We start from the raw sequence: 17569 nt of genomic DNA on the forward strand, positions 1-17569 counted from the left end.
GTCAGCCCCCGACGGCCATCGTCAGCGCCCGGCCGGTCAGCACCTTGGCCAACTGGCTGCGGTACGCCGCGTCGCCGTTGCCGTCGACGCCGGGACTGGTGCCCTCGGCGGCGTGTCCGGCCGCGGCCCGCAGCACGTCGGCCCCGGCCGGCTGCCCGATCAGCGCCTGCTCGACGCCGACCGCCCGCACCGGCACCGAAGCCATGTTGGTCAGCCCGATCCGGGCGTCGGCGATCTTGCCGCCACGCACCGACAGCGACACTCCGACCGCGACGATCGACCAGGCCTGGGCCACCCGGTTGAATTTCTCGTAGTGCGACAACCAGCCGGTGTGCTTGGGAATCCGCACCGCCACCAGCAGCTCGTCGGGGGCCAGCGAGGTGGTGAAGTAGTCGACGAAGAACTCGGCCGCCGGCACCTCGCGCCGTCCGGACGGACCGGCCACCACCATCACCGCGCCCAGGGCCAGCGCCGGGGCCAGCAGATCGCCGGCCGGATCAGCGTGGGCCAGCGCGCCGCCGAACGTGCCGCGGTGCCGAACTTGGGGATCGGCAACGGTTTCCGTGGCCCGCGCCAGCAGTGACGCGTGCTCCTGGACCAGATGGTCCCGGGCCACGTCGTAGTGCGTGGTCATCGCGCCGATGACCAGGTCATCGCCGTCCTCACGCACGCCCCGCAGCTCGGGGACGCGTCCGATGTCGACGACAACCGTCGGCGCGGCCAGCCGCATCTTCAGCACGGGCAGCAGACTCTGCCCGCCGGCCAACACCTTCGCGTCCTCGCCGGCGTCGGACAGCGCGCGGATCGCCTCTTCCACAGTGGACGGACGGGTGTACTCGAAGGCAGCGGGAATCATTGGATCGCGCTCCAAACCCGGAACGGCGTGCACGGCATCTCGATGTCGTTGACGCCGAGGTGCCGCACGGCGTCCACGATGGCGTTGACCACGGCCGGCGTCGAGGCGATGGTGCCGGCCTCGCCGACTCCCTTGACGCCCAACGGATTGGTCGTCGACGGCGTCTCGGTCCGATCGGTGACGAAGGACGGCAGGTCGGCCGCCGAGGGCAGCAGGTAGTCGGCGAAGGTGCCGGTGGTCAGGGTGCCGTTCTCATCGTGCACGGCCTCCTCGAACAACGCCTGGGCGATGCCCTGCGCCAGTCCGCCGTGCACCTGGCCCTCGACGATCAGCGGATTCACCACCGTGCCGACATCGTCGACGCAGACATAGGAGCGAATCGCCACCCGCCCGGTCTCGGTGTCCACTTCCGTGGCGCACAAGTGAGTTCCGTGCGGGAACGAGAAGTTCTCCGGATCGAACGTCGCCTCGGAATCCAGGCTCGGCTCCACGCCGTCGGGCAGATCGTGCGCGGCGAACACCGCCAGCGCCACGTCGCCGATGCCGGTTCCCTTGTCGGTGCCGCGCACGGTGAATCGGCCGTCGGCGAAGTCCAGATCGTCCTCGCTGCATTCCAGCATGTGCGCGGCCACCTTGCGGGCCTTGGCGATTACCTTGTCCGCCGCCTTCACCACGGCGATCGCGCCGACGGTCAGCGAGCGGGAACCGTAGGTGTCCATGCCTTTGTGCGAGGACTGGGTGTCGCCGTGCAGCACCTCGACGTCCTCGAACGGCACGCCCAGCTGATCGGCCACGATCTGGCTCCAGGCCGTCTCATGCCCCTGCCCGTGCGGCGAGGATCCGGTGACGACCTCGACTTTGCCGCTGGGCAGCATGCGAATCGCCGCGTGTTCCCAACCGCCGGCCCCATAGGACAACGAGCCCAGCACCCGGGACGGCGCCAGCCCGCACATCTCGGTGAACGTGGAGATGCCGATGCCCAGCTGCACGGCGTCGCCACGCTCGCGGCGCTCCAACTGCTCCCGCCGCAGACCGTCGTAGTCGAACAGCTGCTTGGCTTTGTCCGTGGCCGCCTCGTAGTTGCCGGAGTCGTAGGTCAGGCCGCAGACCGTGGTGAACGGGAACTCCTCGTGCTTGATCCAGTTCTTCTCCCGCACGGCCAGGGGATCCATCCCCAGTTCCGCGGCCAGCTCGTCCATCAGGCGCTCGATGGCGAAGGTGGCCTCGGGCCGGCCGGCCCCACGGTAGGCGTCGGTCATCACCTTGTTGGTGAACACGTTGGTGCAGCTGAACCGGTAGGCCGGGATCTTGTAGATGGCGTTGTACATGAACGCGCCCAGGATCGGGATGCCCGGCGTCACCAGGCTCAGGTACGCGCCCATGTCGGCCAGCAGGTCGACCTTCAGGCCGGTGATCGTGCCGTCCCGGGTGGCCGACATCGTCACCCGCTGGATCTGGTCGCGGCCGTGGTGGCCGGTGGCCAGCGACTCGGAGCGGGTCTCGGTGTGCTTGACCGGCTTGCCCAGCCGGCGGGCCACCAGGAAGACCAGGAACTCCTCGGGCGTCACCTGGAGCTTGCCGCCGAAGCCGCCGCCGACGTCCGGGGCGATCACCCGGACCTTGTGCTCGGGCACGCCCAGCGACAGGGCCAGCATCAGCCGCAGGATGTGCGGGACCTGGGTGGCCGACCAGAGCGTGAACTGCTCGCCGGTCGGGTCGCACACCACCGACCGCGGCTCCATGAACGCCGGGATCAGCCTTTGCTGGCGGTACTTCCGCTCGATCACGATCTCGCCGACGGCGATGGCCTCGTCCACGTTGCCGCCGGTGCCGGCCTCGGCCGAGTCGAACACCCACAGCGCGTTCTTGTTGGTGCCCAAGGATTCGTGCACGAGCGGCGCGCCGTCGGCGATCGCCGCCTCCATGTCCAGCACCACCGGCAGGTCCTCATAGTCGACGTCGATGGCCTCCAGGGCGTCGTGCGCCTCGGCGGACGTCCGGGCGACCACGACCGCCACCGCCTCACCGGCGTAGTTGACCGTGTCCACGGCGATCGCCGGGTGGGCCGGGGTTTTCATGTCCGGCGTGATCGTCCACGCGCACGGCAGACTGCCCTGCTCCTCAGCCAGGTCGGCCCCGGTCAGCACCGCCAGCACACCGGACTTGGCCCGCGCCGCCCGCGTGTCGACGGAGGTGATCCGGGCGTGCGCGACGGGGCTGCGCAGGATGGCCATGTGCACCAGGCCGGGCAGCGCGATGTTGTCGGTCCAGCGGGTCCGACCGGTGATCAGTCGGGCGTCTTCCTTGCGGCGCCGGGGTTTGCCGATCTCGGCGGTGGTCATTCGCCACCGCCCACGGCCTCGCGCTCCCGCTCGGCGGCCGGCTTCAGGCGATGCGCCGCGTCCTGGACCGCGCGCACGATGTTCTGGTATCCGGTGCAGCGGCAGAGGTTTCCCTCCAGGCCGTGCCGCACGGTCCGCTCGTCCGGATCGGGATCGTCGGCCAGCAGGTCGATCGACTGCATGATCATGCCCGGCGTGCAGAAGCCGCACTGCAGGGCGTGGTTGTCGTGAAAGGCCTGCTGCACCGGATGGAGTTGGCCGTCCCGGGCCAGGCCCTCGATGGTGGTGATCTCGCAGCCGTCGGCCTGCACGGCCAGCATCGAGCAGGACTTGACACTGTGGCCGTCCACATGCACCGTGCAGGCCCCGCAGTTGCCGGTGTCGCAGCCGACCACCGTGCCGACCTTGCCCAGCGTCTCGCGGAGATGCTGCACGAGCAGCGTGCGCGGCTCGACCTCGTCGGTGTAGCTCACCCCGTCCACGATCATGGTGATACGCATGTCGCCTCCCGGCAGCGCCGAACCCGCCATCACGTCGTGATCGGGCTCACACTGGCGAGCCTGCCCCTGTCCGCCGACGGACACAATCTTCAGCGCAGATGCGGTCTTGCAGCGGCATTGTCACCGCATATGCGCCCCGCCGGTCAGCCGGTGCGGTGGATGGGTCCCTCGGAGTGGGCCAGTCGCTCGCCGCGACCGCCCCAGCGCAGGGCGATGATCTCCGCGGCGATCGACACCGCGGTCTCCTCCGGCGTCCGCGCGCCCAGATCCAGTCCGATCGGCGAGGACAGCCGGGACAGCTCCTGGTCGGTCAGGCCGGCTTCCCGCAGCCGGGCCAGCCGGTCGCTGTGGGTACGCCGGGACCCCATCGCCCCGATGTAGGCGACATCCAGCCGCAGCGCCACTTCCAGCACCGGCACGTCGAACTTCGGGTCGTGGGTGAGCACCGCGATCACCGTGCGGTGGTCGATCCTGCCCTCGGACGCCTGCTGCGCCAGGTATCGGTGCGGCCAGTCGACGACAACCTCGTCGGCGTCGGGGAAACGGCCCTTGGTCGCGAACACCGCCCGGGCGTCGCAGACCGTCACCCGGTAGCCGAGGTACGCGCCGAGGCGGACCATCGCGGCGGCGAAGTCGATCGCCCCGAACACCAGCATGCGCGGCGGGGGCTCGAAGGAGTTGACGAACACCGCCAGGCCCTCGCCGCGGCGCTGGCCGTCCGGGCCGTAGTGCAGCAGCCCGCTGCGGCCGCTGGCCAGCATGCCGCGGGCGTCGTCGGTGACGGCGTCGTCGATGCGGGCGGAGCCCAGGTCGCCGGCCCGGCGATCGGTCCACACCACCAGGTGCCGGCCAACCAGGGTCTCGTCGGGATGCTCCACGACGGTGGTCACGGCCACCGGCTCCTCGGCCCGCACCGACTCGACCACCGCCGCCAGCTCGGGGAAGCGCTTGCCGTCGACCCGTTCCACGAACACGTCGAGAATGCCGCCGCAGGTCAGGCCGACCGCGAACGCGTCGTCGTCGCTGACGCCGTAGCGCTGCAACACCGGCCGCCCGTCGGCGATCACCTGCTGCGCCAGCTCGTAGACCGCGCCCTCCACACAGCCGCCGGACACGCTGCCGGAGACCTGGCCGTCCTCGGCCACGAGCATGGCGGCGCCGGGCTGGCGGGGGGCGGAGCGGAAGGTGGCGACGACGGTGCCGAGCGCGGTCGGCCGGCCCTCTTGCCAGTTCTCGTCGACGGTGTCGAGAAGGTCACGCACGCCGCACCTCCGTCAGCAGTTCGTCCAGCGTGGCCAGGCTGTGCCCGGCGAGCAGCCGGTCGACGTGCGGCAACGCCGCGCGGATACCGGACTGTACCGGGGCGTAGCCCGAACGGCCGACATGCGGGTTCACCCACAGGACGGCATGGGCGAGCCGGCGCAGCCGGGCCAGTTGTTCGCCGAGCAGCGCCGCGTCGCCCCGCTCCCAGCCGTCAGAGAAGACCACCGTGACGGACTGCCGCGCCAGCCCGCGCTGCCCCCAGCGATCAAGAAATAGCCGAATGGTGTCCCCGAGACGCGTGCCGCCGGCGAAATCGGGCACTGCCCGGGCCGCCGCGGCCAGGGCCTGGTCCGGGTCGCGCATCCGGAGCTGGCGGCTGACCCGCGTGAGCCGTGTACCGAGCGTGAATGCCTCGGTGCTCGGCGGGGAGCGCCGGACCACGGCGTGTGCGAACCTCAGCAGCGCGTCGGCATAGGGGGCCATCGAGCCGGAGACGTCGATCAGCAGCACCAGCCGACGCGGCCGCAAACGCTTGCGGCGATAGCGCAGCCGTACCGGCTCGCCACCGGATCGCAGCAGCTCACGCAGGGTCTCATCAGGGTCGAGCCGGCCGCGATGGGAACGGCGGGTGCGGACGCTGCGCCGTAGCGGCGGTGCGGTGTCGATCGTGGCCAGAAGCTCCCGCAACGCCGCGCCGTCGAGCTTGGTGACGTCTCGTTGCCGCAGGATCTCGGTGTCGCTGGCCGCTACTCTCAGTTCGGGAAGATCGCCGTCGCCCTTGCCGGAAACCGGGGCCACCAGCGGGACACTGGTCGCGGTCCGTCGTTTGGTCCGGCCATTGCCCGTGGTGTGCACCGGCACGCCGCCGAACCAGGCGGCGAAGGCCGCGTCGTAGCCGGCGATGTCGTCCGGCTCCGCGCACAGGCTCAGGCGGCCGGCCCAGTACACCTGGCTCGGCTGAGCCACATCCACGAGCCGCAGGGCCTCCAGGTACGCCTGCGCCCGCACCGGATCCGCGCCGAGGCCGAGCCGTCGCAGCACCTCGGCGAACCCGGTCAGCCCGACCAGCGGGTCCGTCATCTTCAGATAATGCGTCTCAGGCCAGCAGCGCGTCCAACCCCGCCCGCACGACCCGGTCCGCGTCCTCCCGGTACTTCAGCACCGCACCCAGGGTGATCGCCGCCGACTCGACGTCCAACAACGGCCGGTCCAGGGCCAGCAGCGCCTCGGCCCAGTCCAACGACTCGGCCACCCCCGGCGGCTTGAGCAGCTCCGCCGTCCGCAGCCGGGACACCGCCGTGGCCACCTGCACGGCCAGGGCCTCGGTCAGCCCGGGCAGCCGCCGGCGCAGGATCGCCACTTCCCGGGCCAGGCCGGGGTGTTCGAGCCAGTGGTAGAGGCAGCGGCGCTTGACCGCGTCGTGCACCTCACGGGTGCGGTTGGAGGTCAGCACCACCAACGGCGGCTCGGCGGCCCGGATCTCTCCCAGCTCCGGGATGCTGACCGCGTGCTCGCCGAGCACCTCCAGCAGGAACGCCTCGAACTCGTCGTCGGCGCGGTCGATCTCGTCCACCAACAGCACGCAGCCCGGCTCCTCCAGGGCTTGCAGCAGCGGCCGGGCCAGCAGGAACCGCCGGGTGTAGAGCTCGGCCTCAGCGTCGTCGGTGCGACCCTGAGCCTCCATCGCCCGCAGGTGCAGCAGCTGGCGCGGGAAGTCCCAGTCGTACAGCGCGCGGGCGGCGTCGATGCCTTCGTGGCACTGCAACCGGATCAGCGACGTGCCCAGCACATCGGCCAGGGCCTTGGCCAGCGCCGTCTTGCCGGTGCCGGGCTCGCCCTCGCAGAACAGCGGCCGGCGCATCCGCAGCGCCAGAAAGGCGGCCGTGGCCAGCCCCTCGTCGGCCAGATAGCCGACCCGGTCCAGGGCCGCGGCCAGCTCACCCGGGGTGTCCATGGCTTGCAGGGTAGGCCCATCTCCGGGTCGAACCAGGGACGAACCCCGATGGCACGCGGCCGCCGGGCGGGCAGTCTTTGTGTCATGACGACGAACAACATCCTGAACGAGGCCGGAGACAAGATGCGCACCTTCCGCCGTAGCCGGGAGAACCGAATGCTGGCCGGCGTGTGCGGCGGCGCGGCCGAGATGCTGGGCGTGGACGCCGCCCTGCTGCGGGTCGGCATGGTGGTCGGCACGGTGTTCTTCGCCGGCGCCGGCGTGGTCCTCTACGCGGCCTGCTGGCTGCTGGTCCCGGAAGCCGAGAGCGAGTGAGTGGGACGAGCCACGCGGGGCCTTCGAGGGGGAGGCCCCGCGTGGCTCTGGCAGCGGGCCGCTAAGCCGCGTCCCGCTTGTCCATAGTGGACACGACCCGGTTGCGGCCGGTGCGCTTGGCCCGGTACACCGCCGTGTCCGCGGCCAGCAGCAGCCGCTCCATCGTCGTGCCGCTGCTGCGGTGCACGGCGACGCCGATCGAACAGGTCAGCCCGGCGATCGGCACACCGTCCTGAGGCGACATCACGTACAGCGCGCCGACCGTCTTGCGAATCCGTTCCGCCACAACAAGAGCGCCGGCGTCGTCGACGCCGGGCAGCAGCACCACGAACTCCTCGCCACCGAAGCGGCCGACCGCGTCGTCGGCGCGCACCTGGCCCTTCACCGCCGCCGCCACCGACTTCAGCACGGCGTCGCCGGCCAGGTGTCCGTAGGTGTCGTTGACCCGCTTGAAGTGGTCGAGATCCACCATCAGCACACCGACCGTGGCCCGGCGGTCCTGTTTGGTCCGAGCCAACTCCTGAGTGGCCATGTGGTGCCAGGTGACCGCGTTGAGCAGCCCGGTCTTCACGTCGATGGTAGCCGCCGCCTCCAGCTCCTTGACCAGCACGCTGCGGTGCAGCACGACGATCGGGCAGAACAGCAGCACCGTGAACAGCGGCTGGTACACCAGGGTGAGCGCGGTCAGCCCGCCGAGACACAGCGTGGTCAGCTCCAGCGCGTTGTCGTCCCAGCTGCCGAACAGCTCCGTCAGGGTGGCGTTGCCCAGGCTGCGCAGGTTGATGGACACCGCCAGCAACAGGGCGTCCACCAGCTCGAAGGTCAGCCCGCCGAGCAGGCAGGCCATGGTGACGCCCCAGCTCCACTCGGGCAGCCGGTCGGCCAGCGGCATGTTCGAGACGGTGTTCGCGGCCAGGCAGGCCAGAATCGCCGCACTGGCCCCGAACACCGTGCGGTGCAGCGAGACGTTGCGCAGGTTCTGCCAGATCCGCAGCCACATGTGCGTGTACAGCGCGACGCAGAGCACCGCGACCAGTTGCGGCGGCAGCATCAACACCGCGGGGATCAGCCAGATCGACGTCATGTTGATGTGCGTGGAGCCGCTCATCCGGCGGCGGTCGCGCTCGATCCGCCGGGACAGCTCGGCCTGCACCATGCCCAGTGCCAGCAGGATGCCGAAGCGCAGCAGCGCCACATCGGTCAGCGCGCCGTGGGTGAAGGAGGCCAACGCCAGAACGAGGGCGACCGACTCCAACAGAACGGCGTAAACGATCCAGCGTCCCGGCAGCTCCCACAGCGCGAATCCGGCCATGCGGTTGATGAGCCCGTAACGATCGACCCCTTTCGGAGAGGATCTGGACTGGCTCATACTCGACACGTCGCCCCCTTTTTCGCCGCCGTCTCCAGTGTTCAGTCGGAGACGGCAGATTCGCTAGGTTCATCCGGGTGAGTTCACAACCGTGATCACAGGAGGGAACGTCATGAAGGCAACGCGAAAGACGCGGGACTAGTCTCGCACCGGTCAGTTCAGCCGGGTGTCCGCTCCGGATTCCGGGGCGGGCAGCCAGATTTCCGGCCGGCTGGTGGTGGCGCGACGCCAGGCCACCGCCACCGGCGCCGCGACCAGCAGCCCGACCACGCCAAACCAGCCGACCGCATTCGCCGCCCCGACACGGTCCGCTACCAGACCAGCCACGAATGGGCTCAACCCCTGCGCGGCCATCATTCCCGCATACGCCAGTCCCAACACCTGGGCCCGCCGGGAATCGGGCACTCCGCGCACAATAGACGCCGTTGTCTGCATGTATGTCGCGGTGCCGAATGCGCCGGCGATCACGAATACCACGGCGGAAACGATCAGTCCTGGTTGGAGCAGGCACACCAGCAGCGGCGCCCCCGAGGCCACGCACATCAGGGCCAGTCCCCGGGTCTGCGCGGTGGCCGGCACGAAGCGGCCGAAGAGGAACGCGCCGATCACGCTGCCCACCGGGTCGGCGGCCAGCAGCAGGCCGAGGGTGGCGGTGGTGCCGCCCAGCTCGGCGTTGTAGGGACCGGCCAGTCCCTCGTACACGATGAACACGCCGGTCAACCAGCCGATCAGCAGCAGCGAACGTAAGCCGGAGTCGTTGCGCAGCAAGGAAAAACCGCCAGGGGTGGAGCGGACCGCCGGATTGATCGCGGCCGGCCTGGCCCGCACGCCGACCCGCAGCAGCGCCGCGGAGACCAGGAACGACAAGGCGTCCAGGGACAGCGCCCAGTACGGGCCGATCACCGCCAGCAGCAGGCCGCCGCCGGCGAAGCCGAGCACCTGGGCCGACTGGTTGGTGATGTTGCGTATCGCCATGCCGGCGAGAAAGTCCTGCTGCGGCAACACATCCGCGTACAGCGCCTGCTCGGCCGCGCGGAACGGGGCGTTGAGCAGCGACACCCCGGCCACCAGCACGCACAGCACCGGGAACGGCATGCCCGGCACCGCGACCGGCACGATCATGGCCGCCCGCAACAGGTCCGCGGTCAGCATCACCCGGCGGCGGGGCAGCTTGTCGGCCAGGCCGGACAGGAAAACGCCGCCCACGAAGGACGGCACCAGGGTCAGCGCGAAGGTCAACCCGGTCAGCGCGGCCGAGCCGGTGTCGCCGTAGACCAGCACCACCAGTGCGACCCGGGCCAGCTGGTCGCCGACCATCGACAGCCCGCTGGCCGCCCAGATGGCCCTGAACTCGGCGTCCGCGAACGCCGCCCCGAACCGTCCCGCCATACGCACCGCCCCCACCGTCCGTGCTCGCACGGTAGCGACTGGTAAGCGAAACGGGTGGTGCGCGCGGGCTTTTCACCCGCGTCGACTAACGCGGGCGGCCGGGGACGCCGGGCCGGGTCTGCCACGGGTGCGGGCCGGCCAGCGGCCGGTACTCCACGCCGAGTGCGTCCAGCCTGGGCAGATGGTCCTCGGACAGGCGGCGGGTGAAGTCGGCCAGGTCCCGGTTGCTCCGATCGGTCCAGGCCACCTCGGCGAACGCCGAGAGCCGCGGGAAGGCCGCGTAGTCGACCCGCCGGGGCGAGTCCAGGTGCTCGGTCCAGACGTTGGCCTGCGCGCCGAGCACCCGCCGGGCCGCCTCGCCGGTGAGGTCGACCGGGATCGGCTCGTACTCGTACACATCGGACAGCGTGTGCACCATGCCCACCGGGATCGGCTCGTCGTGCCGGTCGGACTCCCGGTGGTCCAGATACACCTTCTGTTCCGGGCACATCACCACGTCGAAGCCGGCGCGGGCGGCGTCCACACCGGCCCGCTCACCGCGCCAGGAGGCGATGACCGCGCCGCCCGGCAACGGTCCGACGTCCGCGATCTCGTCCCAGCCCATCGCGCGACGTCCATGCGTGGCAAGGTGTTCCGCGATCTGCCGAATGAACCAGCCGTGCAGTTCCGGCACGGTGGCCAGGCCCCGCGCGGCCGCCTGAGCTGAGGTCCACTGCACCGTCGGCACCTCGTCGCCGCCGACGCAGATGACCTCCGACGGGAAAACCTCGACCAGCTCGTCGAAAACGTGCCGGTAGAAGTCCACAGTGGAGTCTTCGGTGTTGAGCACGTTCTCGTTGACGCCCCACAGCGGCCACACCGGCAGCGGGTAGTCCAGGTTGCCCAGCTCCGGGTAGGCCGCGATGGCCGACTGGCTATGGCCCGGGATGTCGATCTCCGGCACCACCACCACGTGCCGCCGGGCCGCGTAGGCCACCACCTCGCGCAGGTCATCCTGGGTGTAGAAGCCGCCGTGCGGGCGGCCGTCGGTGGTGTCGTCGGTGCGCACCCCGACCCGGGATCCCTCGCGCCAGCCGCCGATCTCGGTCAGCTTCGGGTAGCGCCTGACCTCGAACCGCCAGCCCTGGTCGTCGGTCAGGTGCAGGTGCAGGCGGTTCATCTTGTGCGCCGCCAGCAGGTCGATGAACCGCAGCAGGCCGTCCTTGGGCATGAAATGCCTTGCCACGTCGAGCAAAGCGCCCCGCCAGCCGAAGCGGGGCCGGTCCTCGACCACCCCGCACGGCAGCGACCAGTTGCTCGGTCCGACCGGCGCCCGCCGGAACGCCGCCGGGCCCAGCAGCTGCCGGATCGACTGGGCCGCGTGGAACGCCGCCTCCTCGTCCTGGGCCTCCACCAGCACACCGTCCGGGAACACCCGGATCAGATGGCCGTCCAGCCACGGCACGATGCGGAACCGGATCGTCGGATCCGCCGCCGGTCGCAGCGGCAGACCTGTCGCCGGGGCCAGCACCTCCCGCAGCCACGACACCGCCGCCGGCTCGCCGTCCAGCGTCGTGTTCTCGTCCAGCGGCAGCCGCCCGCCCGTGGCGTCCACTCGCGACGGTCGGGGCAGCAAGGTCTCGAATCCCGGCACGAGCGGGACTCTATGTCACGCCACAGGTCCAGACCAGGTGTGACTCAGCCGCGGACGAGCGTCGCCCACTCGGCCACGGCGGCGGCGTCCACCGGATGGTTCCACCCCTGGGGCCGCACGGCACTGCCCACATGGAAGCGGCGCACGCCGTCGGCCCGCAGACCGGGGACCTGGTCGACCCGCAGGCCGCCGCCGGCCATCACGGTGAGGCCGTCGGCCTCCTGCAAGGTGGCCAGCTTGCGCAGCATCGGCAGCCCGTCGGCGACACCGGCGCCGCTGCCGGCGGCCAGCACGGTGTCGGCGCCGAGGGTGGCGACCTCCTTCCACGCGGCCAGCAGGTCGGCGGAGTGGTCGAGAGCCCGGTGGAAGGTGAACTTGCAGCCGTCCAGCTCGGCGATGACGGTCCGGCAGGCGTCGACGTCCACGACACCGTCCTCGGTGAGCCAGCCGAGCACGAACTCGGTGACGCCGACATCCCGCAACGCGACGGCCTCGGCCCGCAGCTGGTCCAGCGACCAGGGGGCGAAGCCGGCGCTGTCGCGCAGCATGGCCCGAACGGGCAGGTCGGTGGCGGCGAGCACCCGCCGCGCGGTGGCCACGGCGGGGGTCAGCCCGTCCGCGGCCATGTCGCTGACGAGTTCGAGCCGGTCGGCCCCGCCTTCTTGGGCGGCGTGCGCGTCCCGGGCGTCGAGCGCGATGACTTCCAGCAGCAAGTCCGACATGGTCTAGACCATAGGGGCAACCGGGCCGTGATCACCACCGCCGAACAGCCAAGATCGAAAACTTCGAGAAATTTTTCCCGAGCCTGTATCTGCGGTCATCGCGACCACTCCTGTCCTGGTGTCCGAACCGTTCACCCAAGCCACGGGGGACGGCGAGGCGGACCAGGCGTCCACAGGCGCCGGTCGGGGGTGGTGGAGCCAATCTCGGGGGAGGCGGTTCCACCAGGTCGGAACGCGCGGCAGGCGCCCGCCTGACAGGGGTGCCGGCCGGCCCGGTGTCGAGGGGGCATCGGTTCGGTCGTCGGGAAGCGGGCGTCGCGCGTGCAGGACCCTTCACGTCAGCGGGGGTGTGAAGGGTCCGGGCCGGAGGCGCACGGCGCCGGCGTCGGACGGGGAGACCCGACGCCGGACCGCCAACAGTCGCCTCCGGCCCTTTCGCGCGTTCGCGCCGACTACTTGTTGATCACACGCTGGCGTGTATCTAGTCCGATCGAGCGATCCCTTGTTAAATCGTTGCGCTGTTCGAGGCGACTCGGCGGCACAATGAGCACGCATGGTGAACCGGGTGGGGCCGGGACACCGTGTTGCTCCACGACAGGACGCCGCCGCACGGGGGAACGACAAGGTGCGGCCGGTGTCACCGGGGAACAGCAGAGGGGACGACATCATGAGCACCACTGACGACACCCAGTCGACCAGCACGCCGGACGCGACTCTCGACCCCGCGATGCTGGCCGAGGTCGAGCAGGCGCTGGACGCCGTGCACGGCGGCGGCGTCGCCCGCCCCAACGGGGGCATCGGCCACGCCGAGACCGTCGAGCCGACCGACGTCGTGCGCACCGAGACTGGCGGCATCGGCCACCCGGAGGACCCGCAGCCCGGCCAGGGTGGGCAGCCCGGCCTGACCGTGCAGCCCGTCTCGGGCCTGCAGCCCGGCAGGAGCGTGCAGGCCGAGGGCGGCATCGGGCACCCGGAGGGTCCCAAGCCGGACGGCGTCGCCCGCCCGAACGGCGGCATCGGCCACGCCGAGACCGTCCGCCCGTGAGCACCACCGGTCGGGTCGGTGGCGGGACCTGCCACCGACCCGACCGGGTCCGTTATCAATTCGTGAGTATCTGAGTCCGAGTTGGCCGCTCTTAATCACGTCGGGCCCGTCCGGGGGCCCGCGGGAGTGAATGGGGCGGCGGTGGCAGCACACGGAAACACGCCGGGGGGCGTGGCCGTCATCGAGCACGATTGGCCCGACTGGCTGTGGGCGACTACACCAGGTAGGGCAGGATGCAGGCACGGGGTGCGTCCCCGTGGCGGGGGGACCGGGGCGCGCCCACGTACCTCAGACCCGGAGGTGCTTCGAATGGCCGTTGACACGTGGGACGGGCTGACCGGCCATGACCCTTGGGAGGGGCTGACCGGTCACGACCGCCACGCGGCGTGTCTGGTCGCGGCCAGAGACGGCAACCGCAGGGCGCTGGACGTGCTGGTCGCCGACCTGACGCCGCTGGTCTGGCACGTCACCCGCAGCCAGGGCCTGGACAAGGTGCACGCGGAGGACGTCGTGCAGACCGTCTGGCTGGCGCTGCTGCGCCACCTGGACCGGCTGCAGCAGCCCAAGGCGCTGGCGGCGTGGCTGATCGTGACGGCCCGCCGGGAGGCCCAGCGGGCCAAGACGACCGGCTACGACCGGGAGACCCCGGTGGCCGCCGAGGACCTGGTGGACATTCCGACCCAGGTGGACGGTCCCGAGCAGCACGCGCTGCGCGACGACCGGGACCGCCGGCTGTGGGCCGCGTTCAAGCAGCTCACCGAACGCTGTCAGAAACTGCTCACGCTCACCGTGCTGTCGGGCCGGGCCCAGTACGACGCGGTCGCGGAGGCGTTGGAGATGCCGCGCGGCAGCATCGGCCCGACCAGGGGCCGGTGTCTGGTCGCGCTGCGCGAACTGCTGGACGAAGGGGGGCCGCAGTGAGCGCCACCAACGGCGAGGACCAGTTCGACGAGGCCGGTCTGGACATGGACAACCTGACCGAGCAGGACCTGCTCCTGCTCGCGGAGCTCGACGTGCTGTTCGACAAGGTCGACCCGGTGCCGGCCGACCTGGTCGAGAGAGTGCAGTTCGCCATCGCCCTGGAGGACCTCGACGTCGAGGTCGCGCGCTGGGAGCGGGCCGAGGAGCTGGCCGGCGTCCGGGGCGCCGGCCCGAACACCGTCACCTTCACCGTGGAAGACCTGACCATCATGGTCAGCTTCGCCCCGGCCGGTGCCGGCTACCGGTTCGATGGCTGGCTGGTGCCCGGTGGTCCGCACACCGTCGAGGTCCGGGTGTCGGGGCACTCCTCGACCACCGCGGAGGCCGACGAGGGCGGCCGGTTCGCGGTGGACGACGTGCCCAAGGGCACCACCCAGCTGGTGGTGCACCTGGCCAGCGGGGCCGGCGCGCGGCCACGGACGATCGTGACGCCGACGCTCATGCTCTAGGCGAAGCGATCTTCCCTCCGACGGTGGACACCACACCTTCGGCGGGGTGTGCTGGTATGTACGGGTGCCTCCGTCGTCCATCGCCGCTGCCGCGCGCCCTCGCGCCGCCGCGCACGTGCTGGACCGGGCGACCAAGCTGCACGCCAGCGTGCACCAGATCGCGCTGTCCCAGCAGTACGTCAAGGCGTCCCGGCTGCACCGCCGGAACCTGCGGCTGCTGGACCGCCTGCCAGCCGAGGACCCGGACCAGCAGACAATGCGGGTGCGGGTGCTCGCCTCACTCGCGCACACCGACTCCGAGGCGTACGGGATGCGCGAGGGCATGCCGTCGCTGGAGCTGGCCGGCCGGCTGGTGTCGTCGATGCCGGTCGGCTCCCAGCGGATGGCGCTGGAGGGCCTGCTCGAGCGGCAGCACGGCAACATCCTGTGGCGGGCCGGCCGGCTGCCGGAGGCCCTCGCCGTGCTGGACAAGGCCGTGGTCGTGGCGGACAAGGCGCTGGCCTCCGGCGCGCCGGTGGAGAACGGCCTGATCAGCGCGCTGACCGCCCGCGCGCTGGTGAACAGCGCCCTGGGCAATCCGCACTCAGCCGGCGACGACCTGCGCCGCTGCCTGTGGCTGGGCCACACCTACCACGCCCCGGTGACGCTGGCGATCACCACCACCAACCTCGGCGAGATGCACTACCGGATGGGCGATGCCCCGACGGCACTGCGCTACTACGAGGAGGCCGAGCGACTGATGCTGCGGGTCGCGCCGACGGCCGTGCCGAAGGTGCGCTCCGACCGGGCGCAGGTGCTGCTGTTCGCGGGGCTGGCCGAGGAGGCCGCCAACGCGCTGGACGAGGCCTTCGCCAGCCTGCGGGAACAGGGCAGCAACCGGGACCTGGCCGAGGCCGAGACGCTGCGGGCCGCCGCGGCCGTGATGGCGGGCGACTACGCCACCGCGCGGGGGTTCTCCGACCTGGCCCGGCGCCGGTACCTGCGGCAGGACCGGCCGGCGATGGCCTGGCTGGCCTCGCTGACCGGGCTGCACGCCGCCGTCGCGGCCGCGCTGAGTGGTTCTCGCAAGCCGTCGAAGTTGTTGGTGCGGCGGGCCTTGGAGCTGTCCGACCGGCTCGGCGGGCTCGCGCAGACCGACGAGTCCGCGGTCGCCAAGCTGCTGGCCGTGCGCGTCCAGCTGCGACGGGGCGAGGTCGCCGACGCCGCCCGGCTGCTGGCCGAGGTGCCCGCGCCGCGCCGGTTCACCTCCATAGACCACCGCATGCTGCGCCGCCTGGCCCGGGCCGAGGTGGCCGTGGCCACGGGCGACCGCCGCACCGCCTTCAGCCAGGCCCGGGTCGGGTTCAATGAGTTGGGCCGCACCCGGGACCGCATGGGCGGGCTGGAGCTGGTGTGCGGCACCGCCGTGCACGGGCGCGAGCTCGGCGTGCTGGCCGTGCGGCTGGTGCTGGACGGCGGCCGGTCCGCGGCCGACGCGCGGCGGCTGTTCGGCTGGCTGGAGCGGACCCGGGCCCAGGTGTACCGGTACGAGCCGCAGCCCTCCATCGACGATCCCGAGCTGGCCGACCGGATCAGCGAGATCCGCAACCTCACCCGGTCCATGCAGCTGGCCAAGGCCGAGGGCCGGCGGGTGCGGGAGATGGCCGCCCGGCACGCCGCGTTGCAGCAGGAGGTCACCCGGCTGGGCTGGCAGACCACGGTGTGGGGGCGGCCGCGGCCGGTCGCCGACCTGGCCGAGGTGGGCAAGCGGCTGGAGGATCGGGCGATGATCAGCTTCGCCGCGGTGGAGGACGCCCTGGTCGCCGTGGTGATCGTGAACGGTCGGCCGCGGCTGGTGCGGCTGGGCAGCGTCGCCGAGGCCCAGCGGTCGGCCCAGATGCTGCACGCCGACCTCGACGCCCTGGCCCCCGACCACCTGCCCGCCGCCCTGGTCGAGGTGGTGTCCGCGTCGGCCCGCCGCCGGGCCCAGTCCCTGGACGAGCAGCTGCTGCGGCCGCTGGCCGGGATCATCGGCGACCGGGAGCTCGTGGTCGTGCCCACCGCTCCCCTCTACCCCATCGCCTGGGGCGCTTTGCCTTCGCTGCGGGGCCGGCCCGTGGTCGTCGCCCCGTCGGCCACCGCCTGGCTCGCCGCCTCCGCCGACCAGCAGCTGCCCGGCACCGGTCGCAGCGTCCTGGTCGGCGGTCCCGACCTGCCCGCCGCCGTCGGCGAGGTCGCCCAGCTGACCCGCTACCTGCCCGGCGCCCAGGTCCTCGAAGGTTCCCGGGCCACCGTCGAAGCCGTCCTCGAAGCCCTCGACGGCGCCCAGTTGGCCCACATCGCCGCCCATGGCATGCACGAGCCCGGCAACGCCCTGTTCTCCCGCCTCGACCTCGTCGACGGCGGCCTGTTCGCGCACGAGACCGCTCGCCTGCAACGCCCGCCCGAGCAGGTCGTGCTGGCCGCCTGCGAGCTGGCCATGAGCCGCATCCGCCCCGGCGACGAGGCCCTCGGCTTCGCCGGCGCCCTGCTGGCCACCGGCGTCCGCACCGTGACGGCGGCGGTCTCCCGCGTCGGCGACCACACGGCGGCCGAGAGCATGGCCTTCTACCACCGCCGCGTCGCCGAAGGCGCCCGCCCGGCCGTGGCGTTGGCCGACGCCACCGCAGTGGACCCGTTCAGGCGGCCGTTCATCTGCCTGGGGGCCAGCAACTAACGGCACCGGCACGCAGGATTGGGGTCCGGGGCGAAGTCCCGGCGTGGGGGCGTGGG

The 17569-nt window shown here is 71.6% G+C and carries 15 protein-coding genes; 5 read left to right on the forward strand and 10 right to left on the reverse strand.

Annotation, left to right across the window (positions count from 1 at the left end):
• Position 1: 1 nt before the first annotated feature.
• From JJ691_RS36335 to JJ691_RS36360, 6 genes are all read right to left on the reverse strand, one after another.
• Positions 2-856, reverse strand: a complete 855-nt coding sequence (locus JJ691_RS36335) for an FAD binding domain-containing protein (RefSeq protein WP_211764058.1) — start codon at positions 854-856, stop codon at positions 2-4.
• Entirely contained in the window at positions 853-3198 is a 2346-nt protein-coding gene (locus JJ691_RS36340) for a xanthine dehydrogenase family protein molybdopterin-binding subunit (protein WP_211764059.1), read from the reverse strand. Before JJ691_RS36340 ends, JJ691_RS36335 begins: the two co-directional genes overlap by 4 nt.
• A complete protein-coding gene (locus tag JJ691_RS36345) occupies positions 3195-3698 on the reverse strand; it encodes a (2Fe-2S)-binding protein (protein ID WP_211764060.1) in 504 nt (167 codons plus the stop codon). Before JJ691_RS36345 ends, JJ691_RS36340 begins: the two co-directional genes overlap by 4 nt.
• Positions 3699-3841: 143 nt before the next feature.
• Positions 3842-4960, reverse strand: coding sequence for an XdhC family protein (locus JJ691_RS36350; RefSeq protein WP_211764061.1), 1119 nt, complete (start codon positions 4958-4960; stop codon positions 3842-3844).
• Positions 4953-6041: a vWA domain-containing protein gene (locus JJ691_RS36355; RefSeq protein ID WP_211764062.1), complete on the reverse strand. Its 1089-nt coding sequence runs from the start codon at positions 6039-6041 to the stop codon at positions 4953-4955. The genes JJ691_RS36350 and JJ691_RS36355 overlap by 8 nt, the downstream gene beginning before the upstream one ends.
• 16 nt (positions 6042-6057) lie before the next feature.
• Complete coding sequence (locus tag JJ691_RS36360) at positions 6058-6915, reverse strand: AAA family ATPase (RefSeq protein ID WP_211764063.1); 858 nt, start codon at positions 6913-6915, stop codon at positions 6058-6060.
• Between the two features lie 84 nt (positions 6916-6999).
• Here JJ691_RS36360 and JJ691_RS36365 point away from each other — a divergent pair, with 84 nt between their 5' ends.
• Positions 7000-7230 carry a PspC domain-containing protein gene (locus tag JJ691_RS36365; RefSeq protein ID WP_211764064.1) on the forward strand — a complete coding sequence of 77 codons (231 nt, stop codon included), beginning with the start codon at positions 7000-7002 and terminating at the stop codon, positions 7228-7230.
• A gap of 61 nt (positions 7231-7291) precedes the next feature.
• On the opposite strand, the gene JJ691_RS36370 is transcribed toward JJ691_RS36365, so the two are convergent.
• The 4 genes from JJ691_RS36370 to JJ691_RS36385 form a co-directional block, all read right to left on the reverse strand.
• Positions 7292-8542, reverse strand: a complete 1251-nt coding sequence (locus JJ691_RS36370; RefSeq protein ID WP_211764065.1) for a GGDEF domain-containing protein — start codon at positions 8540-8542, stop codon at positions 7292-7294.
• Positions 8543-8752: 210 nt separating this feature from the next.
• The gene (locus JJ691_RS36375; protein ID WP_211771928.1) at positions 8753-9988 is read right to left on the reverse strand and encodes an MFS transporter; all 1236 of its coding nucleotides are present in this window, start codon (positions 9986-9988) and stop codon (positions 8753-8755) included.
• Between the two features lie 85 nt (positions 9989-10073).
• Positions 10074-11621, reverse strand: coding sequence for a beta-N-acetylhexosaminidase (locus tag JJ691_RS36380; RefSeq protein ID WP_211764066.1), 1548 nt, complete (start codon positions 11619-11621; stop codon positions 10074-10076).
• 44 nt (positions 11622-11665) lie between these two features.
• Positions 11666-12343, reverse strand: coding sequence for a copper homeostasis protein CutC (locus JJ691_RS36385; protein WP_211764067.1), 678 nt, complete (start codon positions 12341-12343; stop codon positions 11666-11668).
• Positions 12344-13010: 667 nt separating this feature from the next.
• Between JJ691_RS36385 and JJ691_RS36390 the strand changes: the two genes are divergently transcribed.
• The 4 genes from JJ691_RS36390 to JJ691_RS36405 all read left to right on the forward strand — a co-directional run bounded on the left by JJ691_RS36390 (position 13011) and on the right by JJ691_RS36405 (position 17513).
• Positions 13011-13388: a hypothetical protein gene (locus JJ691_RS36390; RefSeq protein WP_211764068.1), complete on the forward strand. Its 378-nt coding sequence runs from the start codon at positions 13011-13013 to the stop codon at positions 13386-13388.
• A gap of 309 nt (positions 13389-13697) precedes the next feature.
• Complete coding sequence (locus tag JJ691_RS36395) at positions 13698-14309, forward strand: RNA polymerase sigma factor (protein WP_211764069.1); 612 nt, start codon at positions 13698-13700, stop codon at positions 14307-14309.
• Between the two features lie 44 nt (positions 14310-14353).
• The gene (locus JJ691_RS36400) at positions 14354-14818 is read left to right on the forward strand and encodes a carboxypeptidase regulatory-like domain-containing protein (protein ID WP_211771929.1); all 465 of its coding nucleotides are present in this window, start codon (positions 14354-14356) and stop codon (positions 14816-14818) included.
• A 64-nt stretch (positions 14819-14882) separates the two neighbouring features.
• Complete coding sequence (locus tag JJ691_RS36405) at positions 14883-17513, forward strand: CHAT domain-containing protein (protein ID WP_249227241.1); 2631 nt, start codon at positions 14883-14885, stop codon at positions 17511-17513.
• Positions 17514-17569: the final 56 nt, after the last annotated feature.

It is taken from the genome of Kutzneria sp. CA-103260, assembly GCF_018263855.1.
Lineage (GTDB): Bacteria > Actinomycetota > Actinomycetes > Mycobacteriales > Pseudonocardiaceae > Kutzneria.